22 protein-coding genes are annotated in these 25,072 nt (G+C 65.1%); 8 read left to right on the top strand and 14 right to left on the bottom strand.

Features of this window, described 5'->3' with window-relative positions:
• Positions 1-321 precede the first annotated feature (321 nt).
• Positions 322-1,935, top strand: a complete 1,614-nt coding sequence (locus M1D32_RS02510; protein ID WP_458780794.1) for an MFS transporter — start codon at positions 322-324, stop codon at positions 1,933-1,935.
• A gap of 248 nt (positions 1,936-2,183) precedes the next feature.
• Entirely contained in the window at positions 2,184-3,293 is a 1,110-nt protein-coding gene (locus M1D32_RS02505) for an FUSC family protein (RefSeq protein ID WP_458780793.1), read from the top strand.
• Here M1D32_RS02505 and M1D32_RS02500 read toward each other — a convergent pair.
• The 5 genes from M1D32_RS02500 to M1D32_RS02480 form a co-directional block, all read right to left on the bottom strand.
• Positions 3,261-4,034 carry an SDR family NAD(P)-dependent oxidoreductase gene (locus M1D32_RS02500; RefSeq protein ID WP_458780792.1) on the bottom strand — a complete coding sequence of 258 codons (774 nt, stop codon included), beginning with the start codon at positions 4,032-4,034 and terminating at the stop codon, positions 3,261-3,263. The two genes, M1D32_RS02505 and M1D32_RS02500, sit on opposite strands and share 33 nt — an antisense overlap.
• Before the next feature lie 78 nt (positions 4,035-4,112).
• The gene (locus M1D32_RS02495) at positions 4,113-5,987 is read right to left on the bottom strand and encodes an IucA/IucC family protein (RefSeq protein WP_458782263.1); all 1,875 of its coding nucleotides are present in this window, start codon (positions 5,985-5,987) and stop codon (positions 4,113-4,115) included.
• A gap of 47 nt (positions 5,988-6,034) precedes the next feature.
• Entirely contained in the window at positions 6,035-6,604 is a 570-nt protein-coding gene (locus M1D32_RS02490) for a GNAT family N-acetyltransferase (RefSeq protein ID WP_458780791.1), read from the bottom strand.
• A complete protein-coding gene (locus M1D32_RS02485; RefSeq protein ID WP_458780790.1) occupies positions 6,601-7,950 on the bottom strand; it encodes a lysine N(6)-hydroxylase/L-ornithine N(5)-oxygenase family protein in 1,350 nt (449 codons plus the stop codon). The genes M1D32_RS02490 and M1D32_RS02485 overlap by 4 nt, the downstream gene beginning before the upstream one ends.
• On the bottom strand, positions 7,947-9,533 hold the full coding sequence (locus tag M1D32_RS02480) for a pyridoxal phosphate-dependent decarboxylase family protein (RefSeq protein WP_458782262.1): 1,587 nt from the start codon (positions 9,531-9,533) through the stop codon (positions 7,947-7,949). Before M1D32_RS02480 ends, M1D32_RS02485 begins: the two co-directional genes overlap by 4 nt.
• A 281-nt stretch (positions 9,534-9,814) precedes the next feature.
• Between M1D32_RS02480 and M1D32_RS02475 the strand changes: the two genes are divergently transcribed.
• Both M1D32_RS02475 and M1D32_RS02470 read left to right on the top strand, forming a co-directional pair.
• On the top strand, positions 9,815-10,156 hold the full coding sequence (locus M1D32_RS02475) for a hypothetical protein (protein WP_458780789.1): 342 nt from the start codon (positions 9,815-9,817) through the stop codon (positions 10,154-10,156).
• 204 nt (positions 10,157-10,360) lie between these two features.
• Positions 10,361-10,672, top strand: a complete 312-nt coding sequence (locus M1D32_RS02470; protein ID WP_458780788.1) for a hypothetical protein — start codon at positions 10,361-10,363, stop codon at positions 10,670-10,672.
• On the opposite strand, the gene M1D32_RS02465 is transcribed toward M1D32_RS02470, so the two are convergent.
• From M1D32_RS02465 to M1D32_RS02440, 6 genes are all read right to left on the bottom strand, one after another.
• The gene (locus tag M1D32_RS02465) at positions 10,673-11,635 is read right to left on the bottom strand and encodes an NAD(P)/FAD-dependent oxidoreductase (protein ID WP_458780787.1); all 963 of its coding nucleotides are present in this window, start codon (positions 11,633-11,635) and stop codon (positions 10,673-10,675) included. It abuts the gene before it with no gap.
• Between the two features lie 167 nt (positions 11,636-11,802).
• Positions 11,803-12,156, bottom strand: coding sequence for a GNAT family N-acetyltransferase (locus M1D32_RS02460; RefSeq protein WP_458780786.1), 354 nt, complete (start codon positions 12,154-12,156; stop codon positions 11,803-11,805).
• A 175-nt stretch (positions 12,157-12,331) separates the two neighbouring features.
• On the bottom strand, positions 12,332-13,183 hold the full coding sequence (locus M1D32_RS02455; RefSeq protein WP_458780785.1) for a class II fructose-bisphosphate aldolase: 852 nt from the start codon (positions 13,181-13,183) through the stop codon (positions 12,332-12,334).
• Positions 13,183-14,601 (bottom strand): GntP family transporter, encoded by a 1,419-nt coding sequence (locus M1D32_RS02450; RefSeq protein WP_458780784.1) that lies wholly within the window; start codon positions 14,599-14,601, stop codon positions 13,183-13,185. The genes M1D32_RS02455 and M1D32_RS02450 overlap by 1 nt, the downstream gene beginning before the upstream one ends.
• Positions 14,602-14,703: 102 nt before the next feature.
• Positions 14,704-15,603 carry an NAD(P)-dependent oxidoreductase gene (locus M1D32_RS02445; protein ID WP_163161521.1) on the bottom strand — a complete coding sequence of 300 codons (900 nt, stop codon included), beginning with the start codon at positions 15,601-15,603 and terminating at the stop codon, positions 14,704-14,706.
• Positions 15,604-15,652: 49 nt separating this feature from the next.
• On the bottom strand, positions 15,653-17,149 hold the full coding sequence (locus M1D32_RS02440) for a four-carbon acid sugar kinase family protein (RefSeq protein ID WP_458780783.1): 1,497 nt from the start codon (positions 17,147-17,149) through the stop codon (positions 15,653-15,655).
• A 156-nt stretch (positions 17,150-17,305) separates the two neighbouring features.
• Here M1D32_RS02440 and M1D32_RS02435 point away from each other — a divergent pair, with 156 nt between their 5' ends.
• On the top strand, positions 17,306-18,010 hold the full coding sequence (locus M1D32_RS02435; RefSeq protein WP_458780782.1) for a FadR/GntR family transcriptional regulator: 705 nt from the start codon (positions 17,306-17,308) through the stop codon (positions 18,008-18,010).
• Positions 18,011-18,018: 8 nt separating this feature from the next.
• Here M1D32_RS02435 and M1D32_RS02430 read toward each other — a convergent pair whose 3' ends face one another.
• The 3 genes from M1D32_RS02430 to M1D32_RS02420 are packed head-to-tail and all read right to left on the bottom strand — an operon-like array spanning position 18,019 to position 21,571.
• A complete protein-coding gene (locus tag M1D32_RS02430; protein WP_458780781.1) occupies positions 18,019-19,035 on the bottom strand; it encodes a LacI family DNA-binding transcriptional regulator in 1,017 nt (338 codons plus the stop codon).
• A 17-nt stretch (positions 19,036-19,052) separates the two neighbouring features.
• The gene (locus tag M1D32_RS02425) at positions 19,053-20,630 is read right to left on the bottom strand and encodes a glycoside hydrolase family 43 protein (RefSeq protein WP_458780780.1); all 1,578 of its coding nucleotides are present in this window, start codon (positions 20,628-20,630) and stop codon (positions 19,053-19,055) included.
• Positions 20,627-21,571 (bottom strand): DUF6807 family protein, encoded by a 945-nt coding sequence (locus M1D32_RS02420; RefSeq protein WP_458780779.1) that lies wholly within the window; start codon positions 21,569-21,571, stop codon positions 20,627-20,629. The genes M1D32_RS02425 and M1D32_RS02420 overlap by 4 nt, the downstream gene beginning before the upstream one ends.
• A 259-nt stretch (positions 21,572-21,830) precedes the next feature.
• Between M1D32_RS02420 and M1D32_RS02415 the strand changes: the two genes are divergently transcribed.
• Genes M1D32_RS02415 through M1D32_RS02405 form a run of 3 tightly spaced genes read left to right on the top strand, consistent with a single transcriptional unit; the run spans position 21,831 to position 25,045 of the window.
• The gene (locus M1D32_RS02415) at positions 21,831-23,141 is read left to right on the top strand and encodes an ABC transporter substrate-binding protein (RefSeq protein WP_458780778.1); all 1,311 of its coding nucleotides are present in this window, start codon (positions 21,831-21,833) and stop codon (positions 23,139-23,141) included.
• Positions 23,142-23,187: 46 nt separating this feature from the next.
• Positions 23,188-24,138 (top strand): carbohydrate ABC transporter permease, encoded by a 951-nt coding sequence (locus M1D32_RS02410; protein ID WP_458780777.1) that lies wholly within the window; start codon positions 23,188-23,190, stop codon positions 24,136-24,138.
• Between the two features lie 10 nt (positions 24,139-24,148).
• Entirely contained in the window at positions 24,149-25,045 is an 897-nt protein-coding gene (locus M1D32_RS02405; RefSeq protein ID WP_458780776.1) for a carbohydrate ABC transporter permease, read from the top strand.
• The last annotated feature ends 27 nt before the right edge of the window (positions 25,046-25,072 follow it).

Here is a 25,072-nt window from a genome sequence, read left to right as displayed (position 1 = left end):
GGCCCTGCCGGGTCCCGCGGGAAGGTTGCAGAACCCGTGGGGCGCGTCACTTTTCCGTGCGTGAAGCGTGCAAAACGACGGCCAGGAAGGCCGACAGCGAAAAAAATTCGATGAGGAGGGCATCCGACCCCGCGGATCCCCATAACGGCGCGGGAAAAGCCGGGAAAGAAACCTCGGGGAACCGGCACAAAAAGCCCCAAAAGGAGGTGATCCTACGCCATAAAGCGAGCAGGCGCTATGGCATTCGCGTAAAATTGAAGGCCTGCCCGGAGCGGGGCAGCTACAAGTCGCAAGCAAATGACCTCCACGGGAGTCGCCCAAATGCCCACAGACCGAAGCGTCACCGACTCTTCCGCAGGCGTAGACAACGCCTCCGGAACCAACCCAGCTACACCCCCAGGCACCCCACCCGCGGTTGCCAAGGGACCACGTAAGCCAAAAATTCTTGTACGTCGCCGGCTCAAAGAGTCCGACGTGAATGTTGTCGACCAGCCCATGCTGAAGAAAGCACTCGGCGGGACCATCGTGGGTAACACCATGGAATGGTTCGACGTCGGCGTATTCGGCTACCTGATCACCACCATGGGTCCGGTCTTCCTCCCCGAGGCCGACAAGTCCGTCCAGACGCTGTTCCTGCTGGGAACGTTCGCCGCCACCTTCATTGCCCGCCCCCTCGGCGGCGTTGTGTTCGGCTGGCTCGGCGACAAGGTGGGGCGGCAAAAAGTACTCGCCGCAACACTGATGCTCATGGCGGCAAGCACGTTCGCCGTCGGGCTGCTGCCCGGCTACGCGGAGATCGGGATCTGGGCCGCTGCGCTGCTGGTGATCCTCAAGCTGGTGCAGGGCTTCTCCACCGGCGGTGAATACGCCGGCGCCACTACATTTGTGAGCGAGTACGCTCCCGATAAGCGCCGCGGGTTCTTTGCAAGCTTCCTGGACATGGGCAGCTACCTGGGCTTCGCCCTGGGTGCCGCGCTGGTTTCTGTCCTGCAGCTGACCCTGGGCCAGGCGGCCATGGAGGAATGGGGCTGGCGCATTCCGTTCCTGATCGCTGGTCCGCTGGGCCTGATCGCCATCTACTTCCGGAACAAGATCGAGGAATCCCCCCAGTTCCAGGCGACCCTGGACGCCCAGGAATCCCTCGGCCAGCACGCGGCCGCAAGTGACATCGACGCCGCCAAGGGTCCGGTGGGAATCGTCAAGGCCTACTGGCGCTCGCTTATCGTGGCCATGATCCTTGTTGCCGCCGCCAACACCGCCGGCTACGCACTGACGTCCTACATGCCGACGTACCTCACTGAGTCCAAGGGCTACGACCCCGTGCACGGAACGCTGCTGACCATCCCCGTGCTGGTCATCATGAGCCTCTGCATTCCCCTGACCGGAAAGCTGTCTGACCGGATCGGCCGCCGCCCTGTGCTGTGGATCGGTGCCATCAGCACCGTGGTGCTGGCGACCCCGGCGTTCCTGCTGATCGGCATCGGCGAGGTCTGGTCCACGCTGGCCGGTCTTTCGCTGATCGCCTTCCCGGTGACGTTCTATGTTGCGAACCTCGCCTCGGCGCTGCCGGCGCAGTTCCCGACTGCCAACAGGTACGGCGCCATGGGCATTGCCTACAACTTCGCCGTGGCCATCTTCGGGGGCACCACGCCGTTCATCGTTGCGGCCCTCATCACCGCGACCGGTGATGACATGATGCCCGCCTACTACCTGATGGGCACCTCCCTCGTGGGCGCCGTCGCCATCTACTTCCTGAAGGAATCGGCCCAGCGACCCCTGCCGGGTTCCATGCCAAGTGTGGACACCCAGGCGGAGGCCCGCGAACTGGTGGCCACCCAGGACGAGAACCCGCTGATCGACCTGGACGAACTCCCGTTCGAGACCCAGGACATTACGGATTCGAGCGCCGCCGACAAGGCCCCCGCCCGGGTTTAGCCAGGCAGCACCGGCAGGCGGTGGCACCCGGCACTCTCCGACCGGGCAGAGCTTGCAGCAACGCTCGAGGGCCCGGCCTGCGCAGCTTCCGCGGAAGCTGCGCAGGGCGGGCCCTCGCCGCGCCAGGCCCGGCCGCCCCATGTCGGTTTGTGTCCCCTGGCGCCCTGGTAAATGGCCTGCTCCGCGCAGCCGGTGATAGGTTCCGAGGGGCCAGGACGGGATCCGGAAACAAGCAGGAAAGGTGCGGCATGAAGCTTCTGATGGAGCAGGTGCGCGCCCTTCACCGGCTGGAACCGGCCAACCGCGACCACCTTGCAGCCCTGCGGGTAGCCATCAGCGTTGCAGTTCCTTCGCTGCTGCTCGTGGCCGCCGGCCGCACAGACCTCATCATGTACGCCGTCTTCGGTGCGCTAACGGGCATGTACGGGCGCTCCGAGCCACACCAGTTCCGGCTCCGGCACCAGTCCCAGGCCGCTGTAGTGCTGCTCGGCGGCGTTGCGGCAGGCCTGTTCCTGTCCGTCAACCACCTTCACTCCTGGTGGCTCGTCGCCGTCGAAGCGGTGCTGGCCGGCGTGGGATCTGTTTTTGCGGACCGGGTACGGCTCAAGCCCAACGGGCCCTTCTTTGGCATCCTCGCGCTGGGGGCGTGCGCCTCGGTACCTGTGGCGGTTCCCTGGCAGGTGGCCATGCTTATCGCCATAGGGTCCGCCGCCTTCTCCATGATGGTGGGGTTCGGAGGCTGGATCCGCAGCAGGTCCTGGCAGCGGGGCGCCGTCCGGAACGTTCCCGCGCTGCAACCCGCCGGCCGCGTTGAGTTGTTGATGCACGCTGCCCGCTACATCCTGGCCGTAGGAGTTGCCGGCACCGCGGGCGTCCTGTCGGGCAGCGGCCACCCGCACTGGGCTATGGCCGCCGCGGCGGTACCCCTTGCGGGCGCCGACCTCCCCAGCAGCGTCCGGCGCGGGATCCACCGCATCGTGGGAACATTCCTCGGGCTGGCGGTCACCGCCGTCGTCATCCTTCCCGGCCCCTGGTCCCTTGCCGGGCTGTTCCCGGGTCGGCAGGCCGTGCTGCTTGCCCTGCTGGTGATCCTCTTCCAGTTCACTACCGAGCTGTTTATGGCCCGCCACTACGGCCTGGCCATGGTTTCGTTTACGCCGGTAATCCTGCTGATAACCCAGCTCGCCGCCCCCACCGACCCCGCAGTGCTGATCCTGGAACGCGGCGTCGAAACGCTGGTCGGTGCACTGGTGGGCATCGCGGTGGTGGTGGCCGTCCGCCGCTCCGGGACCCGCAGCCCGCGTGCCTTGCTTGGACTCGCTCCCCTACTTAGGCTTCCGCGGAGGGCCCGCCACTAGCTTGGCCGGAGCCACCCTGGCAACCGCTGCCAGTACCTTGTACCGCTTGGAGGGGATGGACACCGCCTTGCCCCGCTCATTGTCCGCCAGGCCGTCCCGCACCACCCGCTCCGCGTGCAGCCAGGCCCAGGACGGTGCCACGGACTTGTCCATGCCCATCCGGTCGTGAAACTCGGTGTGGGTAAAGCCGGGGCATACCGCAGTGACCTTGATGCCCCGCTGGCGATAGGCGAGGTTGGCCCACCGGCTGAAGCTGACCAGCCAGGCCTTGGCCGCCGAGTAGGTTCCCCGCGGGAGGAAAGCGGCGATGCTGGCAACGTTGATGATCCGGCCCCCGCCTCGCTCCAGCATGCCTTTCAGCGCTGCATGGGTGAGCTCCATGGCCGTCTCGCCGTGCAGCTTCAGGTGCTTTTTCTCCTCAGAGATGTGGTTGTCCTCGAAGTTGTGCAGCAACCCGATCCCGGCGTTGTTGACCAGGATGCCCACCGGCCGCTCCGGATCGGAGAGGCGTCCGACGACGGCTGCCACGCCGGCGTCGTCCGTCAGGTCGGCGGGCAGCACATCAGCCGTGATCCCGTAACGCCGTTCCAGCCCCGCCGCGGCTTCCTCGAGGCGGGCCCGGTTCCGCGCCACCAGCACCAGGTTGCAGCCCTGGGCGGCAAGCTGGCGCGCAAATTCGGAGCCAAGCCCTGCACTGGCACCGGTGATCAGGGCTGTTGTTCCGGAGGAGTCTGCAGTCATGCTGCAAGCCTAACGATCACCTGATGGCTTTTGGCTGCACTGTTCCGGCTGCACGCTCCGGCCTTGCTGTTCCCGGTGCTATTTTCCGGCGAACCTCGCCAGTGGATTCGCCAGGCGCCCGGCCATCTGCAAGCCACCGGAGGGATCCGCCAGGTCCAGCATTTGCTGGTTGTTGCGCAACTGGAGCCTGTTGAGGCAGGACAGTTCGAAGTCCGGCGCGAAAAGGTCATGCCGGACGAACTGGTCTGCGAGCCCGGGGTGCTGGGCCTGGTAGTCCTTGATGGCGGCGGCGGCCGTCCCCCAGAACTCCTCCTGGCTGAGCTTGCCGTCCTCCGCCAGGAGTGCAGCCAGGAAGCGGAAAATGCAGTCGAAGATGTCCGTAAAGACGGCCAGCACCTTCTCGCCGTCCGGAATGGCCGCCTTGATCCGCGACACCTCGTCGGGCAGGTCCAGCCTGTCGCCCATCACCACGATTTCCTCGGCGATGTCCTTCATGATGGCGCGGACCGGCGCCCCGTCCTCGAGGACAAGGATCACGTTCTCGCCGTGCGGCATAAACGCCAGTTCGTACTGGTACAGGCAGTGCACCAACGGAAGCAGGTAGGCCTCGAAGTAGCGCCGCAGCCACTCCTCTGCAGCCAGTCCGGAACGCTCGATGAGGGCGGAGACCATCGGCCTGCCCTCGGAATCCACGTGCAGGAGGGACGCCATGGTGGCCAGCTGCTGCCCGTCCTGCAAGAGCGGCAGCGGACTCTCGCGCCACAGCGCCGACAGCATCTTCCGGTAGGGCGAACCGTTCGCGGAGCCGGCCTCGTAGTTCCTGTTGTGGTAACCAATGGCGGCGGTTTCACCGATCATGGTGAAACCTCGCGCCTGGAGTGCACTATCTGACTCGATCAAATTCCGCAGCCAGTCGTTGATGGCCGGGGTGGCCTTCATGTACTGCGGGGACAGGCCGCGCATGAACCCCATATTCAGTACAGACATGGCGGTCTTGACGTAGTGGCGCTCCGGGGCGCTGGTGTTGAAGAACGTCCGGATGGATTGCTGTGCCTGGTAGATGTCCGTGCCGGTACCCAGGTGGACGATGCGCTGCCGTGCGATTTCCGCCGCGAACGTGACGGTGAGCTTGTTCTCCCACTGCCACGGATGCACCGGCATCAGAAAGTACTGGTCCGGGTCCAGCCCCTGGACCTGCAGCTCGGCGTCGAAGCTGCCCAACAACGGACCGAGCTCGGCCTCCAGGTGGGCCCGGTAGTCCAGCCCGGCCGTCGCTGTGAATACGGCGTTGCTGCGGTGGACGGCGATCCATTCCAGCTGGACCGGGGCGCCGGTTTCGGGAGCGAACGCGCGGTAGTCGGTGATCCCGAAACCCAGGCGTCCGTTGTTGGCGACAAAGCACGGATGCCCCTCGGTCATGCTGCGCTCAATGGCCTGGAAGTCGGCGGCGCGGTCCACGCCGCCGGTGACTCCGGCCGCGAGTTCAGCAGCTGACGGCTGGCCCGCCCACTGCTTGTAGGCATGGCTTGCCAGGGTGCTGCTGACCTCCTCGAGGTACACCGGGAGCATCTGGAGGTTAATGCCCAAGGTTTGGTGGAAAGCGGTAATGAAGTCCAGGACGTCCAGCGGCCTTTCGGTGCCGTCCTGGAAGCAGCGGATGGAGTCTGCGTCGATGGACCAGTGGTCCAGCTCGAGGACCCTGGCGGCGAACCGGTACTCCTGCGTGCCGTCGTCGCTGCGCACCCGGTAGCTGCCGGTCCGGGCAGCAGCGCCGGCAACCCCGGTGGCACCTGCATCGGGATACAGCTCCGGGGCGAGGATACGTTCGTGCGAGAACTCCGCGAGCGCCTTGCGGAGCACATGCCGGTTCGCCTTGTCCCAGCGTTCTCCGGTGAGGTGCGGTACGGCAGCGTCGGCGCCCACAGCGTTCGTGCCGGCAACGTTCGCAAACAGGGGTAGGCCGGAGCTGACAGCGGGGGCGGCGGGGTGGAGATGGACGGTCACAGTGAGGCTCCCTGCGGGACTGGTACGGAAAGAATGTCTAGTGCCGCGCGGGCGGCCAGGTAGTCGTCGCGGCTGCAGAAGCTCAGCAGCGCATCCTTGTCGGGAAGGGCCACGACGCCGGCGGGCTGGAAGCCCAGCCGTTCATTCAGGGCGTGGATCTTTGTATTCCGCGCATCAGGTTCCACCACGATGCGCTCCACTCCCGGCTTCGCAAAGAGCCGGTCCAGGACGGCGTTCATCACGGCCGCGGTGTAACCGGGCCGGGGTCCTTCCGACGGCGGCGCCACCAGCAGGTGCATCCCCAAATCGCCGGGCAGGACGGGATAGACCGCCGCCAGCGGCGAGGACGCCGGAAGGTACTCCTCCATCAGGAAGGCGGGGACTGCGCGGTCGAGCCCCAGCAGCGCGTGGTGGTGGCCGCTGGCCTGGATTTTGGCGTATTCCTCCGCCACGTCCTCCACGCCGGCGGACAGCATCCCCCAGAACGAGGCGTACGGCCGGGTCACCCAGCTGTGGAGGAGTGGTGCGTCCGCCTTCGCGTCGACGCAGCGGAACGTAAACCTCATGCCGGCACCCCTGCCCTGGTTTCAACGTCGGACGCCGCGACCATGCCGGCGGGTGAGCCGAACTGCTGGAAGGCGATACTGCGCTCAACCGGGTAGACCTCGCGCCCGGTGATTTCCCGGAGGATGCAGGAGTTGCGGTAGGCGCCCATGCCCAGGTCCGGGGTGACGAATCCGTGGGTGTGCAGTTCGGCGTTCTGGACGAAAATCTCCCCGGGTTCGGCACCGGTGCTGTAGTTGCGGTCCACGGCGAACCTTCCGGCGCTGTCCCGGGCGATGCGGTCCTGGATGCCGGCCAGGAAGCCGGGCTCCTGGTAGCCGTAGCCGGTGGCGAGCACGACGGCTTCGCTGTCCAGCGTGTAGGACGTCCCTTGCTCGCCGTGCCGAAGGTGCAGGGTGTGGGTACCGGTTTCGGGATCCCACCGGGCAGCGGTCAGTGAGGAGTGCGTCAGCAACCTGGTGTCCACCATGCCGGAGATGCTCCTGGTGTAGAGCAGGTCGTAGATGGCGTCGATGAGATCGGAGTTGATGCCCTTGTAGAGGTTCTTCTGGGTCTTGTTGAGGTGGTCGCGCTGGTCCTGCGGGAGGCTGTGGAAGTAGTCCACGTACTCGGGCGAGGTCATTTCCAGGGTCAGTTTGGTGTATTCCAGCGGGAAGAACCGGCCGGAGCGGGTCACCCAGTTCAGCTGGTAGCCATGCGTGTCCGATTCCTGAAGAAGCTCGTAGTAGATCTCGGCGGCGCTCTGGCCGCTGCCCAGGATGGTGATGCTGCGTTGCTGCTGCAGTTCCGCCTTCCGCGCCAGGTAGTCGGCGTTGTGGAAGGCCACTCCCCCGCGTCCTGCTGCTGCATCGGCAACGATGTCCGCCGCCGCCTCCGGCACGAACGGGGAGGTGCCGGTGCCCAGCACCAGCCGCCGTGCCACCAGCACCTCAGGCCCTTCGGGACCGGACACGGAAAGCCGGTACACGCCGCCGTCGTGCTGGATATCCAGCACAGCTGTGCCAAAACGGACGGAGGGCAGCTGCCCTGCCACCCACTGGCAGTACTGGTTGTACTCGGCGCGCAGGGGGTAGAAGTTTTCCCGGATGTAAAAGCGGTACAACCTGCCCGTCTGCTTGAGGAAGTTCAGGAACGAGTAGGGCGAGGTGGGGTCTGCCAGGGTGACGAGGTCGGCCATAAAGGGAACCTGAAGGTGGGCCGGCTCGAGCATCATCCCGGGGTGCCACTCAAAGGATTCCCGGCGTTCCAGGAAGATCCCGTCCAGGCCCTCCACCGGCTCGCTGAGTGCGGCCAGCCCCAGGTTGAAAGGCCCGACGCCGACGGCAGCAAAGTCATAGATGCGGCTCATGCGGATACCTCACTCTGCAGCAGCTCCGCGCCGGTCCGGCGCAGGAGGTCGACGATGCCGGCGATGTCCTCCAGTGTGGCCTCGGCATTGAGGAGCGTGAACTTCAGGTAGTGCCGGCCGCCCACTTTGGTCCCGGCAACCACTGCTTCGCCTGAAGCGAAGACGGCGGCACGGATTGCGGGGTTGAGAGCGTCGGCCGCGTCCTCGGAGAGCCGTCCGCCGCCTTCAAGCCTTGGCCGGTACCGGAAGACCAGGGTGCTCAGCTGCGGCGGTGCGGCGAGTTCGAAGTCGTCCCCGGCGGCCAGGAGGGAGCCCACGCGGGCAGCAAGGTCAATGGCTTCGTCGAACAGGGCGCCAAGCGCGTCCGCGCCCATGATCCGCAGGGTGAGCCACAGCTTCAAGGCGTCGAACCGGCGGGTGGTCTGGATGCTCTTGTCCACCTGGTTCGGAATGTCGGCCAAGGCCGCGCTTTCCGGGTTCAAGTAGTCGGCGTAGTAGGTGATGTGGCGCAGCATGGCGGATTCGCGGACCAGGAGGGCACTCGAGCTGACCGGCTGGAAGAAGGTCTTATGGAAGTCGACGGTGACGGAGTCCGCGAGGCCGGTTCCATCCAGAAGGTGGTGGTAGCGCCCGGACACCATCAGGCCGCCGCCGTACGCGGCGTCGATGTGGAACCAGGCGCCGTAGGCCCGGGCCAGAGCGGCGAGGTCTGCGAGCGGGTCAACCGCGCCGAAGTCGGTGGTCCCGGCGGTGGCGACAACTGCCATGGGGGCCAGGCCGGCGTCGCGCGCTTCCGCCATGGCCTCGGCAAGGGCAGCAGGATCCATGCGGTGGTCGGGTGTGCACGGAACGGTGATGACGGCGTCGAAGCCCAGGCCCAGCATGGAGGCTGACTTCTGGATGCTGAAATGGCTGTCCTCGGACGTGAAGATCCGCAACGTGTCCAGGAGCGCCGGAAGGCGGAGGTTGCTCCGGGACGGGTCCTGGCGGAGGCCGGCCACGGCATGGTTGCGGGCGATCAGCAGGGCCTGGAGGTTGGACTGGCTGCCGCCGGAGGTGAAGATTCCGTCGGCGTTGTCCCCGAGGTGCAGCCGCCCTGCTGCCCACTCGATGAGGCGGCGTTCAATCATGGTGGCACCGGCGCTCTGGTCCCAGGTATCCAGCGATGAGTTCACGGCGGACAGGATGGCTTCACCCACCAGGGCCGGAATCACCACGGGGCAGTTGAGGTGGGCCGCGTACTTCGCGTCATGGAAGTAGATGGCGTCGCGCAGGTACACGTCTTCGAGTTCCTGCAGCGCCGCCGCCGTATCCGGCAGGGGTGTCTCAAGGTCTACCGCAGCAACCCGGGCTTTCATCTCCGAAGGCACGACGCCGGTGAAGGGCCGGGTGGTCCGTTCCAGTTTGGTGGCCACCGCCGTGACGCCCTGCAGCACCTGCGCCACGTAGCGGGGCGAGTTGCGGGCGTTGAAGAGATGGTTTGTTGCCCCCAGGGCGAGTTCCACGCGGGACCCGAAGTCCTGGCCGGGGGCCTGCTGTTGAAGGCGCGGGTGGTCCACGTGTAACTCGTCAAGGCGGGGCATCAGCGGCACTGGTCTTCCTTTGGTCGGGGTTTCCGGCAAGTTGCAAAGGTAAGACTTACTTAGGACAGCCTTTTAAGCAAACTTTTGTGATGTATTTCCCGGGAAGGTCTGCAATGCGCCGCTTTTCCACAGCCGCGGCCGTCATTGACTGGCGGCGCGGGCTACGGGTCCTGCAAAATGTCCCGCTTCCCGGCGGGTGCGTATGACAAGACGGGCGCGTATCCCCGGATTAGGGTTGGCACACAGGCAGCTGTTGGCTGCCCAAATCCATAGGGGGAAACATGGAACAGCAAGGAAGCGCCATCGAGTTCCGGGAAGTGGACCAGGACGGAAATCCGATGTCGGGGGTGGTCGGGTCCGGAGCGGGGGAAGATTCCGGCAGCGGCCCTGCGCCGGCCGTCAACCCGTTCATTGTGGCCCTGTGGCTGCTCGCCATCGTTTTGATCGGGGGCGGAACCTTGATCTTCCTCAACGCGAACTCCATGGTGGGCCCGACGACTTCAGGGATGCCGGTATCTTTCCTAATGTTCACCTTCGCCCCTTACGTGATCGTCGCGGGGCTTGCAGCTGCCATCTGCCTGCTGTTCTGGCACGCATTCCAGTGGCAGCGCCGGCGCGGCTAGGGCACACGCTGCCCGCGGGCACGGGAATGGCTTGTGGCACTGGCGGCAGTTTCACATGGGCCGGGCGTGTGCCCCGGATCACAAGCTGATTTGCCCAACTATTAGTAAGCATGCTTAGGTTATGGGGTAAATGAACCTCCGCAAGCAGTCGCGGCGGGGCTGCCAACGCCGGCAGTACCGTGAAGAAGCCCAAGGACGAACATCATGACCATCGTTACAGAAGATCAGCCAGTGGCTCCCGCGGAGCCCGAAACAGGAGCAGAAGCCCTCTTGAGCTCCGCCCTCCCCGTTGACATGGGATTGTTGGTCACCCTGAATTCAAGAATGCACTGCCGCGCCCCCATGCAGCGTGTGGATCCCGACGCACTGTCTTTGTACCAGCCCGTTCACGTTGATGGGGCAAAGGTCATTCCCGTTGGCGCCGGTTCCCCGCCCGCCAGCGTGGAAACCTACCGCTGCGCCTGCGGTTTCACTATTGATGTCCCGGCTGCCAGCATGCACGCGCTGGCCAGCTGACTAGGGGACTCCAGCAGTCCTCGCGGCCTCCACTGCGCGCCGCGTATCTTCCAGCACCAAATCCGCGTTGATGGCCGCTGCCGCTTTCAGTCCGGCGGCCGCGGCCGTCATCACCTGGGCCGAGACGTCTGTGGCGTTGCCGGCAGCCCAGACCCCCGGGCAGGACGTCAAACCCGATTCATCGGTGGCCAACCGCGTCCCCGGCCCTTCTTCCAGGCCATCCGGTTCCAGCCCCAGGGCCTGGAGCATGTTGGCCTTGCTCACTGTGGCCGGGCTGACCACCAGCACGTCCAGCGGTACCGCCGATCCGACGTCGAGCGTTACCCCCGTGAGCTTGTCGCCCTGTACCACCAAGCCGCGGACCCGGCCATCCACTACTTTGACGGACCGCGCTTCCAGCTGTTCCGCCTGGCCCGCGCTGAGGGTCAATTCTTCGTTGAGCAGGAGCGTCACATCCGGGCTCCACTGCCGGAAGGTCAGGGCTTGCAGGACAGCGTGGGCATCCGAAGCGAGCACCCCTACCTGCTGGTTCCTGATTTCCCAGCCGTGGCAGTAAGGGCAGTAGAGCACATCCCTGCCCCAACGTTCGGCCACGCCAGGCAGGTCGGGAAGCTGGTCTTCGATTCCCGAGGTAATCAGCAGCCGGCGGGCTGTACAGGTGGTGCCGTCGTCGAGTGAGAGCACGAAGTTCCCGCCGTCCCGCCTGGCGGACCTGACAATACCGGCGATGCTCTGCCCGCCGTAGTCCGCAAGTTCCGCCCGTCCGGCAGCAAGAAACTTGCCGGGGCTCATGCCCTCTCGGGTCAGGAAACCATGCACTCCTTCTGCGCGCAGGTTCCGCTGCCCGCCGGCATCAATTACCACCACGGTGCGCAGAGCCCTGGCCAAGGCAACGCCGGCGCTCAACCCGGCCGGTCCCCCGCCGATAACGGCAACGTCGAATAGCTGTTCTTCGTGATTCATCCAGGATTCCTTCCCCGGTGCGCTGCTCCCTGACAGGGGGCGCATTCAACTGCGTGCGCCCTCTGCAAGACCGCGCTCAGGAAAGGTACCCGGCTGCGCGGCACAATAACGCGCAGCCCGGGTTCCCGGAGGAGAATGTTTATGGTTTCCCGGAGGGTACCGGCGCCTTAGGCTCCCGAACCGTTGGTGGCGGGGCTGTCGGGCCAGTCGACGAACTGTTCGTAGCCCTCATGTTTGCGCAGGTAGCCGGCAATGAAGGGGCAGTGCGGGACGATGCGTTTGCCCGTTGCCACCACGTCATCGAGGGCGAAGTGCGCCAGGACCTTGCCCAGGCCCCGGCCTTCGAAGTCCGGGGCGGTTTCGGTTCGGATGAAGTCAATGTGTCCGGGAAGGTCCTCGTAAAAGGACTGGACGGCCAGCTTGCCGCCCACCAGCAGTTCATAGCGGTGCTGCGCGTCGTTGCGCCTCAGCGTGACATCGGGGGTGAACCTATCCTCGGTGGACATCATGTTCTCGGTCATGGTTCGACACTGGCACTACTTCATCCCGCTGGCAATGCCCCGGCTTACCCCTTCAACATCGCGGGGCGGGCAAAGGCCAGGAAGGCCAAAAGAAGGGAGGCCAGGATCATTGACTGATCCTGGCCTCCCCCTCCCGGAGTTTTCGTCCCACGTAAGCAGGCCTCCTACGGGAACGTCAGCGCGTGAGCATGCCCAGGGCCGTTGTGGCGAAGCTGCCCGCAGACTGGTTCCAGTGGCCCAGGAGCCCCTGCAGGTTTTCGCCGTCGGACCGGTGCCCGGGCAGCTGCTCCTGCAGGGTGGCGAGCACCCCGGTGCGGAGCTCGGTGTTGAAGTTGACCTTGCCCACGTTCATGGACGCGGCCTTCACCAGCTCGCCGGCAGGAATCCCGGAGGCCCCGTGCAGGACCAGCGGAATGTGCGTCCGCACCGCGATGTCTTGCAGGACGTCCCAGCGCAGCTGCGGCTCGCCCTTGTATTTGCCATGGACATTCCCGACGGCGACTGCCAGCAGTTCCGCTCCGGTCCGCGACACGAAGTCCTCCACTTGGGCCGAATCCGTCAGCCCGGCCACGGCCACGCCGGACTGATCGGCACCAAAGGCGCGGTCCTCGTCTCCGGCGAGGCCCCCGAGTTCGGCTTCCAGCGGTACGTCCGGCCCCAGCAACGCGCGGGCAGCAACAACCAGTGCGATGTTGTCCTCGTACGGAAGGGACGAACCGTCGGCGAGGACGGAATCCGCCCCTGCAGCGACGGCGTCGGCCATCACCTGAAGGTCCGTTGCGTGGTCAAGCTGCACGGCTACGGGCACCGACGCTGCGTCAGCCAGGCCCCGGAGGGCCCCGATGAGGCGGAGTCCGTTGGACGTGGCGGCAGTCTTGGGTGCCACGAGGAGGATGACCCCCCGCCCGGATTCCTCCGCCGCGGCCACCACTGCCAGCGCGGTGGTGAAGTCGTAGCAGGTGAAGGCGGGGACGGCGGAGCCCTGTTGGAGGGCGGAGGTGACCAGGTGGTCGAGTCGGGTGCGCATCAGACGTTGAGTCCGCCGGTGAGGACCCAGACCAGGAAGGTAAGCGCGAACCCTGCGAGACCCAGAATGGTGGTGAGCACGGTCCAGGTCTTGAGTCCGTCTGCCACTGAGAGGCCAAGGAAGCGGGTGACGATCCAGAAGCCGGAGTCATTCACGTGGCTCAGGCCAAGAGCCCCGAAGCCCATGGCTACCAGGATGAGTGCTGTCTGGAAGGGTGAGAAACCGCCGGCTGCCACGGACGCTGCCAGCAGGCCCGAGGTGGTGATGATGGCCACCGTTGCGGAACCTTGCGATGCACGCAGGATGGCCGCGAGGACGAAGGCCATCACGATGACGGGAAGGCCGGCACTCTGCAGGCCTTCGGCGAGGGCCGTGCCGATGCCGGAGACAGTGAGTACCTTGCCGAAAACGCCGCCGGCGCCGGTGACCAGGATAACGATGGCGGTGGGGGCCAGCGCGGAGTCCATGACTTCACCGGTGTGCTGGGAGGTCCAGCCGCGGCGGATGCCCAGGAAGTAGTAGGCCAGGCCCAGGGCTGTGAGGAGAGCAATCAGCGGGGCGCCGATGAAAGCGGCCAGCTGGGAAGCGAAGGTGTCCTTCGGCAGGATGACGGCGCCGACGGTTCCCACCATGATCATGAGGATCGGAAGGACAATCAGGGTGATGATCATTGCCGGGCTGGGAGCGGTCTTGACCTCGCTCTTTACGGCAACGCCGCACGTTCCCTGGGCAGCTTCCTGCTCGACCTGCGATGTGCCGGTGCCAAAGAGGCGGAACTGCTCGGCGGTGGCGGGCAGCATGGTGAAATCACGGCGGTTGAGCCTGCGGGCAACGAAGTAGCCCAGGACGCCGACCGGAATGCAGAGCGCGAGGCCGATGATGGTGGTCCAGCCGATATCCGCGCCGAGAATTCCTGCGCCGCCAACAACGCCGGGGTGCGGCGGGACGACAACGTGGATTGCCAGCATGATGCCGCCGACGGGCAGGCCGATCTTGACCGGGTTGACCCCGGCGGCCTTGGCAAATCCGTAGATGATGGGGATCAGGATGATGAATCCGACGTCAAAGAAGACCGGGATGGCCAGCAGGAAGGCTGCGGAGGTCAAGGCGGCGATGACCCTGCGGGGGCCAAGCAGCTGGGTGAACTTGCCGGCAAGGGCCTGTGCACCGCCGGAAATCTCGATCATTTTGCCCAGCATGGCGCCCAGGCCGACCAGGATAGCTACGGATCCAAGGGTTCCGCCCATGCCTTCGGTGACGGTCTTGATAATGTCCGGCAGCGGTATGCCGGCCACCAGGGCAACTGCCACGCTGACCACGAGCAGGGCTAGGAAAGCGGGGATTTTGAACTTGATGACGGCCACGAGCAGCAGGGCGACGCCCGCCACTGCTATGGCCAGAAGAGCTAGTGCGCTCATCGTGTGTCTCCTTTGACATCGCTAGTTAAGCCTAGCGAGCTGTGTGGGTACGACGACGGCGGAGGGGGGACCGCCGTCGTCGTACGTTGAGGGGGAAGGTGGCTACTTGGTGCGCTTGGTGGGGGCGACAACCTTGATGACGGCGGAGTCATCAGCGGCGGCGAGTCCCTGGGCCTGGCCCAGGAGGTAAAGCTGCTCGGCAGCAGCGGCAACCGGAGCTGCCAGTCCTGCCGCTCGGGTGGCCTTGCCTACGATGCCCATGTCCTTAACGAAGATGTCAAGGCGGCTGAGGACCTCGGCGCCTTCCTCGTTGTAGGCCTCCAGGATGCGGGGACCTCGATTGGAGAGCATGAACGAGCCGGCGGCACCGGCTTCGAGGGCGGCAAGGGTCTTGGCCTGGTCCAGTCCGAGCGCGTCGGCCAGGGCCATGGCCTCGGCGGCGGCAGCAATGTGGACGCCGCAGAGGAGCTGGTTGACGGTCTTGAGGGCCTGGCCGTCGCCTGGCTTGTCGCCCACCACGGTGAGGGTGGAAGCCAGCAGTTCCAGGGCCGGAGCCGCCTTTTCGCGGGCTTCCGGGGAAGCGCCGACGACGATCAGCAGGTCGCCCTCGCCCGCGCGCTTGGGTCCGCCGGACAGCGGGGCATCCACCAGCTCGACACCGTATTCGGCCAGCTTGGCGACCGTCGCCGGGATGGCCTCAGTGCCCACAGTGCTGCCGAGGATGACGACGGCGCCGGCTTCCAGCACCGAGGCCACGCCGTTCTCGCCAAAGAGGACATCGTTGAGCTGCTCGCCGTTGCGGACGGCCAGGAGGACGGCGTCAGCACCTTTGGCGGCTTCACGGGCAGTGGCGAACGTGGCAATGCCTGCTTCTTCCGCAAGCTTCAGGCGGGGTTCGGCGATGTCGAAGCCGTGGACGGTCAGCTGTGAGGCCAGGCGGGTGGCCATGGGCAGGCCCATGGCGCCGAGGCCCAGGACAGTGACGGTGTAGTTGCTGGTCATGGTGTTCTCCATTGAATATTTGGCGGCGAAAGTTGGGAGCCCGTGGGGATTAGAAGGTGTTGCTGAGCTTGCGCGTGACGTCGGCGAGGGACTGGTCGTCGCCCACGTTGCCGGCGAAGACGATGTACGGGATGCCCTTGGCGGGACCGTCAACCGGTTCCCAGAGCGACACGATGCCCGGCAGCATGGGACCGCGGACGACGGCATGGCGGATCTCGAGGCCGTGGGCCGCCACGTCCGAGGAAGTGATGCCGCCCTTGGCGATCACGAAGCGCGGCGGGAACGTCTTGAGCGTCCGGTTCACCACCGCTACGACGGCGGCCGAAACGGTACGTGCGATCCGCAGGCTTTCAGCGGGGTCGTCAGTCTTGATCAACAGCCGGCTGGTGTGGACGATGACGTCACCGCCGCGGAGGGCCTCGACGACGGTGTCCACAGTCCGGTCCAGGTGGTTACCTGCCTCTGTTTCAGAGCCGAGGAGTTGTTCGACGTCGATCTCAACGATCCGTGCCGCGTTGTGCTGTTCGGTCAGCGCCTTCAGCTGGCGGGTAGTGACTCCCACGTGGGAGCCGACGACGATGAGCCCGCCGGCCTCGGACGGGGTGTTGCCGGCATAGGCTTCGGCGCCGGTGAGTTCGGTGCGGATTTCCTGGCCGATCCGGGCACGGCCAAAGGGCGGGCCTACGCGGTAGAGCAGTTTCTTGCCGCGTCGCTCGGCTTCCTCCAGCCCCAGGGACAGCGCCCGAAGGTCATTCTCGGTGACGATGTCGGCCACGATCGGGGTGGAGTCCGTGGCCGCTTCGATGGCGTCGGCGATGGCATTGGCGCTGATCTGCGCACCGTCTGCGGCATGTGCGGCCGAGGCGCCGGCGCGGATGATGTTCAAGTCCAGGACGATCACGGAGTCCGCAGCGAAGCGGCCCCGGGATTTCTCCTCGACGTAGTCGGCCATCACCGAGGTGGTAAAGCCGAAGGTCGCATCGTTGGCGAATTCGGTATCGGAGACCGGGGTGAGGGTGCCGGCAGCATCGCCCGTGCCGCGCATGTAGTGGACACCGCCGATGGTGAGGCGTCCGGCATCGGGGAAGGCCGGGACCAGCACCACGCCGTCGGTCTTTTCCCCGCTGACCTCAGCAACCGTGGCGGCAATAACGTCCGGCTCCAGGGGATAGTGGCCGCGGAGGGTGGAATCGCTGCGGCTGACGAAGCCCAGGCGCAGCGTATCCGGCGACCCGGCAGCAGCGAGGGCGTTGTGGACCACTTCCTCGTTGCGGGCGGCAGCCTCGGCGGGGTCCAGGCTGCGCGTGTTGGTGAGGACGTAGACGGCGGGCTTGGCCTGCGCAAAGGCCCAAATAAAGTCCTCCACTTCCCACCGGGTGAGCACGGGCAAATCTGCCACGGACTGCGTTCCGGTGGGGTCGTCGTCGAGCACTACCAGGACACGCGGGGTCTCCGCGTTGGAGGCGGCCAGCGTGCTGGCCACCAGTTCGGCGGGAATCGGGACCTCGGCCGGGTAGGCGGCCAGAACGTCTGCTTCAAGCGTCACAGTGCACTCCGTTGTGTAGGAATCCGAGTGGATCCTGATGTAAAGGTATCTGTAAGATGTCTGACATCTTGCATCTGATGCTAGTGTGGCATAGGACATAAAGACGCGCAAGTAGATTTGTCAGAGATATCCACAAGGGGCACTGACGGGGGCAGCATGGCAAGGAAGTCGCTGGTAGGCCAGGTGGCGGACGAACTCCTGGACCGCATCATTGCGGGCGAATTTCCACCGGGGGCCACTGTTCCGGGCGAGCACGAACTCAGCGCCGCGCATGAAGTCAGCCGGATGACCGTCCGTGAGGCAATGAAAACGCTTGAGGCGCAGCGGATCCTCAGCGTCGAGCGCGGGCGCGGTACGTTTGTGAACCCACTCAACCGCTGGGCCTCGCTGGAAGCAGTGCTGCGCGCGGCCTCCGAGGGCAAGAACGAAGCGGAGGCATCCGTCCAGCTCATCGAACTCCGCCGCATGCTGGAGACCGGCGCCTGCGAACTCGCTGCGGGGCGTATCAGCGACGCGGACATCCAAGCGCTCCACGGCTACGTGGCCGCCATGCGGGCCGCCCACGAGGTGAACGACGTCGCGGCCTTCGTGGAGGCGGACCTCGCGTTCCACGACCTGATCCTGCATTCCTCCGAGAACGTTTTTGTGGCCGTCCTCTTCGAACCGCTCCACCGGGTCCTGGAAAAGCGGCGGACCGAAACGTCAGCGGTGCGCGAGATCCAGGTGCACGCCATCGGTCATCACCGGAACATCGCCGAAGCACTGGAATCGCGTGACGCTGCACGCTCGCGGGAGGCAATGGACGCACACATGCAGCAGACCCTGGACGACCTCAAGAACCTGGTGCTCGAGGCAAAGTAACTTTTGGCTCAGCGCGCCGGCGGGGCCGTTGTCCCCCGGACCACCAGTTCTGTCGCTACTTCGAGCGCCGTGGGAACGGCAGTACCGGACTGGTCCTGCTGCTCCGTCAACATGCCAACGGCCATGGAAGCAAGCTGCGCCAGCGGCTGCCGGACCGTGGTGAGCGGCGGCGAGGTCAACGCGGCCTGCGCAATATCGTCAAAGCCCACAATGCTCAGGTCCTCGGGAACGTGGAGCGAACGCTGGCCGGCCGCGTTCATCACGCCCAGGGCCTGCAGGTCGCTGCCTGTGAAGATGGCAGTGGGCGGCTGGGGCAGGTCCAGCAGTTCCCCGCCGAGCCGCATCCCCGACTCGATACTGAAGTCGCCGTCCTGCACGAGCTCCGGCAGGACGGGCAGCCCGGCCTCATGAAGCGCAGCTGCATAGGCCGCGTAGCGGGCGCGGCCGTGCCCGGGACTGTGCTTGCGGCCGGTGATGATGCCGATCCTGCGATGGCCCTGGCCCAGCAGGTGGCTCACTGCGGCCAGGGCGCCGGAGAACGACGCCGGGCTGACGCTGGGGATTGTGAGCCCTTCGGTTCCTTCGGGGTCGATGGCGACGGCGGGAATCTTCAGGGTCCGGAGCGTAGCAACGAGACGCGAATCCTTCCGCGGAGCGAGCAGCAGCACGCCATCGAGCCTGTTGACGGACGGCTCGCGCAGCTTCCGCCAGCGCTCCGCCGTCGCATGCTCAGCGCGCGCATAGGCAACGGCATAGCCCAGCCGGTCCGCGGCTGCCTCCACTCCCGCCATGGTCTCCAGGATCCAGGGAGAGTCGAAGTTGTTAACCACCAGCTGCAGGACTCCCGGCTGGGTCACCGACGCGGCGCGCTTCGAGTAGTCCAGCTCCTCGAGTGCCTGCTGAACCCTGGCGCGGGTAGCGTCGGAGACATGGGTCCTGCCGTTGAGCACCTTGGACACCGTAGGCACGGAGACGCCTGCTGCGGCCGCGACGTCAGCGATTTTGGGACGCGGAGTGGCGGTCACAGGGGCGGTCCTCGGAGTCATGTAGTTACGGCGGCGAATTGCGGGGCGGTGGGACGCCGGGCTGGCGCAACGTCCACACGCACGGGTCCCACGATAACATTGCCGCCCTCCTCCGAACCCAGAGGCGAGGCAGCAAAAAGGCCCAGCTCCGCGCCGATCCACTGGCCTTTCACGACGTCGAAGTTCCAGCCCTGCACTTCCCACGGTTCCCCGGGTCCGGAGCGCCAGGCAAAGGTGGACCGGGGCGTGCCGTCCGTACGGATCTGCAGTTCTATCCGGGAACCCGGCAGGACACGTTGCCTGCCCAGCCGTTGCTCGTGGGGCCCCTCTCCCCCGGTGCCGTCGCCAAGGACATAGCCTTCAGCTGTCCTGACGATGCCCAGCCAGGCGTATTTCAGCCCCAGCACCACCACGCCTGCGCGGGTTCCCACCGGGACGTCGTGCAGCTCAAGGGACGTGGTGAACGTGAATGGCGTTCCGGGCAGGATTTGCCCGAGCAGGTTCGGGAGCTCGCGCAGGTTCACCGGATCGTTAGCCTTCGGTTTGAGGACGAGGTGCCCTCCCCCGCACTGGTGCGCCCAGTCAGCCCGCGGATTCGCCTGCCAATGCCACTGCGGCCCCAGATGCGGCTTCGAGAAGTCGTCGCTGGCCGGCGGTGCCATGTTTTCGGCGGCAGTACCCAGCGGGTAGGGATGGGTAATCACGGGCGTTCCCGGTTTGCCGTCGGAATCCCGGACTCCCATCCAGGGCCAGCCGTCCTCGCTCCACCCCATGGGCTGCAGGTGCACCACCCGGCCGTAGGGTCCGCGGTCCTGGAAGTGCAGGAACCAGTCCTCGCCCCGGGGGCTGGTGACCCAGGCGCCCTGGTGGGGTCCGTTGACCTCGGTCTTTCCCTGCTCAAGGACGCGCCGCCCCTCGTAGGGCCCGAACGGGGACCTGGACCGGAATACCGACTGCCAGCCGGTGGCCACGCCGCCCGCCGGCGCGAAAATCCAGTACCAGCCGTCCCTTTTGTAGAACTTGGGACCTTCCAGGGTGCTGTAGCCCGGGAGGTCCGCCCCGTTGATCACATGCGTGCCGTGGTCCAGCAGCCTGCTGGCGTCCGGGCTCATGCGGTGGACCGTGAGCCGGTTCTTCACGCCCACCCGGCTTTGGGCCCAGCCGTGCACCAGGTAGGTCTGACCGTCGTCGTCCCACAAGGGGCAGGGATCGATGAGACCGCGGCCGGGGTACAGGAGGTGCGGTGTGGTCCAGGGGCCCTCAGCCTTTTCGGCGCTCAGTACGAAGATCCCATGATCCGGATCCGGGTAGAAGATCCAGAAGCGCCCGTCGTGGTACCGGAGTGCGGGAGCCCAGACGCCGCTGCCGTGACGCACCAGCGAGTAGTGGCTGGTCTGGGGGAGCTCCGTGAGCGCGTGGCCGGCATGTTCCCAATCCACGAGGTTCCGCGAGCGAAGGACCGGCAGGCCGGGGACGCGGTTGAAGCTGGAGGAGATGAGGTAGTAAACGCCGTCCACCTGCACCGCATCCGGGTCCGGCCAGTCGGCGTTAAGGATCGGGTTGCAGTAGATGGGGGCGGGGATCCGGGTAGTCATGATGTCCTGTCCGAAGTGCTGGGGCTGAGGAGGGGATGCTGGCCCAGAAGGCCAAGGGCTTGGGCCGCGGTGGACACGTGGCCGTCGTGGATAACGGCATGCAGTGCGAGCTGGAGCGGGCTGCGATCGTCGACGGCGCCCGGTTCCGCCCATGCCACGGCCGGCCCGGCGCCGAGGTAGCCCTCGGCGCGGACGAACCACGGAAGCAGTTGGCCGGGCTGCTGTGCGAGCACAACGCTGACAGGTGCCCCATCAATCTCCATGCCGATCGAGAGCCAGGGCGACAGTGAACCGTGGGCAGCATCGGCCCCGCTGCCGGCGTCGGACAGGACAAGCGGCTCGCCGCTGCCCTGGGGAAAACGCCAGAAGATGCCGCCGTATCCGGCTCCCTGCCGCCCTTTCACGGCCGACGACGATACCTCCAGCCGCTCCATCCCTGCCGCCGGGACTATCACCGAGGACAGCGAAAGGCCCCAGGACCCGGGCCCCGTGCGGGAAAAGTACCTGATGCGCCGCTGCTCCACCGCGAGCTCCACGCCGTCCTTCGATAACCAGGAAACGTTGCCGGATTCTTCCTCCAGCGTCGACTGCCAACCTCGCGGCAGCTGCCTTCCGTGGTTGGCCAGGACCAAGGGCCCGTTGGCGGCCGTGTAGGTTGACCCGCCCCAAAAGTTGGTTCCGTTGACGTCGGAGAAGGCCACGGAAAGCCCCAGGTGGTGCCGGTGGTCAGCCGGTTCAGCAGCGGTGACAATGACGCCCGCCGTGGAACGTATCGGGTGCAGAAAGGGCCGGGGCGCAAGGTAGGCGGGCTGTTGAAGAGCGGTGTTGTGGGCAGCGGGAAGGAGGTCCCACTGGGTTGGGACCGGCGGTTCAGCAGGTTGGGTGTGGTGGACCAAGCCGACCTCCAGTAGGGGCAGTTCATGGGATGTGGAGTTCAGCATAGCCAGATCAGAAAGACTCGGCAAGAACTAAAGAAAGTTTCTGATTTCCATAAGTCCAGACTTTCGAAATTGTGTTGACAGTCACAGTGCTGGTTTGCTAGAAATCGTTTACCGAGTTGTAGTTTCGGCTGCTTGGGCTGGTCAGCGTGGCTCGTTTCCGCAGAGCTACTGCCCTACTCGTTGCAGAAACTTTCTTAACTATTTTCACGATTAGCGGCCGGCACGTTACCGGCGGGCAACCCTAGAGAGGCGTCATTCAATGATGAAGACTGTCAGCACCCCCATCTCCCGCAGGCTGGTCCTGGGCGCAGCCGTTACGGCCGCCGGCCTGGCGCTGAGCGGCTGCGGCGGAGGTTCGACACCTGCTGCCGGTGGCGGTGGCAACGTGGAGTTGAACTTCGTCTATTGGGGGGACTCCAACCGGGCCAAGATGACGGACGCGGCAATCAAGATCTTCGAGGAGAAGAACCCCGGCATCACCGTCAAGAGCGAATACCAGGACAGCGGCCCCTACGCCGACAAACTGGCTACCCGCTTCGCCGGCGGTAACCCGCCCGACGTCCTGAACATGGCCAACCGCTCGCTCCTTGAGTACGCACAGCGGGGCACCCTGGCCGACTTGAAGTCCTTCCCGGAGATCGACCTCAAGAACATCCCCGCCACAATCCAGAGCCGCGGCGAGGTTGACGGAAAACTGTACGGCCTGGCCACCGGAGTCAACCTCATCGGCATGGTGGTGAACAAAACCATTACCGACCAGGCCGGGGTCACCATTCCGGATGACAAAACCTGGAGCTGGGAAGACTATGCAATGTTCGCCACCGAGATCACGCAGAAAACCGGCGGCAAAATCTACGGCGCCGGCTATGACGTAGCCACCGAAACGGGCCCCATCCTGCTGGCAAGGCAGCGGGGTGAGGACTTCTATACGAAGGACAACAAGCTCGGTGTCAGCGAGGAGACAATGCGCGACTGGTTCCAGTACAGCGTTGATCTGCGCGCTGCAGGAGGCTACCCGCCCGCGGGCTTCTTCGAGCAGATTGGCGGCTCCCCTGCCCAGTCGTACCTGGCCAAGGGCACCGTCGCTTCCCAGATCATCCCGATCAACAACTACAAGGGATACAACGAGGCCGCCGGCGGAAACGTGGTCCTGCTGCGCATGCCCGGCGAAACCACCGAGAAGCGCCGCGGATACTCGGCCGATCCCAGCATGCTGTGGTCCATTGCCGCCAAGTCCAAGCACCCGAAGGAAGCGGCAAAGCTGCTGAACTTCCTGATTAACGACGTCGACGGCGCCGCGGAGACGCTGACCCAGCGCGGCGTTCCGATCAACCCCGAAGTGACAGAGGCCATTATGCCCAAGCTCGGCGAGGATGACACGAAGTTTGTGCAGATGGTCGCCGACATCCAGAAGGACGATCTCGCACCGGCCTACGTCTACCCCAAGGGTGCAAGTGTCGTCGCGGACACCCTCAAGCAGTTGGCGACGGAAGTTGAGTTTGGCCGCGTCACCCCTGCCGATGCAGCAAAGACGTTCCTCGAGAAGAGCAATGCCGCCATCAACAAGTAGCCGGCCCCCGTCCAGATATGTCGATACGCAGATAGGAGCCTGACGGATGTCAGTGCTGACCAAGCAAGCCTCCGGCGCGGCCGCCACCCTGGCCGCGCCGGGCGGGAAACCCAGCCGGACACGCGGCAAGCGCACCAATCAGCGTTCCGGTTACCTCTTCCTGCTGCCGTGGTTCATCGGCATGCTGTTTACGATCATCCCGTTCTTCGCCTCCCTCTACCTGGCGTTTACGGACTACAACCTCTTCACCGAGCCGAACTTCGTGGGACTGGCAAACTTCCAGGCGATGTTCGAGGACCCGAGGCTCCTGCAGTCGCTGAAGGTCACATTCATCTACACCTTCGTTTCGGTGCCCATCTCCCTGGCCGTGGCCCTGCTGATAGCCCTGGTACTGAACCGCGGCCTGCAAGGCCTGGCGATTTACCGCTCCGTGTACTACCTGCCGTCCCTGCTCGGTGGAAGCGTCGCAATTGTGATGCTGTGGCGCTACATCTTCGGCAATGACGGCATCGTCAACGGTTCCCTGGGTCTCCTCGGGATCCAGGGCCCGGCATGGGTCACGGACCCGGAGTTCGCGTTGAGCACCCTGATCGTCCTGAACGTGTGGACATTTGGTTCGCCGATGGTAATTTTCCTTGCCGGCCTGCGCCAGGTGCCTTCCATGTACTACGAGGCCGCCTCCATCGACGGAGCGTCCCGGTGGCGGCAGTTCCGGAGCATCACCCTGCCGTTGATCAGCCCCATCATCTTCTTCAACCTCATCATGCAGCTGATCGGATCCTTCCAGACCTTTACCCAGGGCTACGTGATGAGCGGCGGCACCGGCGGACCGGCGGATTCCACGCTGTTCTACAACCTGTACCTGTACCAGAAGGGATTCACGGAGTTCGAGATGGGGTATGCCTCGGCCATGGCATGGCTGCTGTTGATGATCATTGCGATTTTCACGGCCATCAACTTCATCGCATCCAAGTTCTGGGTCTTCTACGACAATTAAGGCACCCGCTATGGCTCTTCTCGAACTACCCCTCAAGAACAAGCAAAAGAAGGACGTTCCCGCAGAGGACGCACTCACCGGGACCACCGGTAGCCGCTTCTCACGGCACCTGATCCTGTGCCTGGTTGGCCTGGTGATGCTGTATCCGCTGCTGTGGCTCGTCTCCAGCTCGTTCAAGCCCAGCAACGACATCTTCCGGCAGCTTGGACTATGGCCGGAAAACTGGGACTTCAGCAACTACGAGCAGGGCTGGACGGCGCTGAACCAGCCCTTTCACGTCTACCTGATCAATTCCCTGATCGTGGTGGTCTTCTCCATCGTGGGAAACATCTTCTCCTGTGCCCTGGCTGCGTACGCCTTCGCCCGGATGGAGTTCACCGGGCGGAAGCTCTTTTTCGCCCTGATGCTGGGAACCCTGATGCTTCCCGGGCACGTGCTCCTGGTGCCGCAGTACATCATCTTCTCGCAGCTGGGATGGCTTGATACCTACCTGCCCCTGATCGTGCCGAACTTCATGGCAACGAACGCATTCTTCATCTTCCTCATGGTCCAGTTCATGAAGGCCCTCCCCAAGGAGCTTGACGACGCCGCCCAGATCGACGGGTGCGGCCCCTTCCGGACGTTCCTGCGCGTCATCCTGCCGCTCTGTGTTCCGGCGATGGCAACCACGGCCATCTTCACGTTCATCTCCACCTGGAACGAGTTTTTTGGCCCCCTGCTCTACATCCAGAACCAGGACCTCTACACAGTGCCGCTGGCACTGCGGGCGTTTATGGATTCCGAAGGCCAAAGCATGTGGGGGCCAATGTTCGCCATGTCCGTCGTGTCCATCGCACCCATCATCGGCTTCTTCATCGCAGGCCAGAAGTACCTCATCAACGGAATCGCCACCACCGGGCTGAAGTAGCCCAGGGCTGGAAGTAGCAGCAAGTAC

The sequence above is a fragment of the Arthrobacter sp. D3-16 genome (genome assembly GCF_054408515.1).
This window is presented reverse-complemented; position numbering and strand designations above follow the sequence as displayed.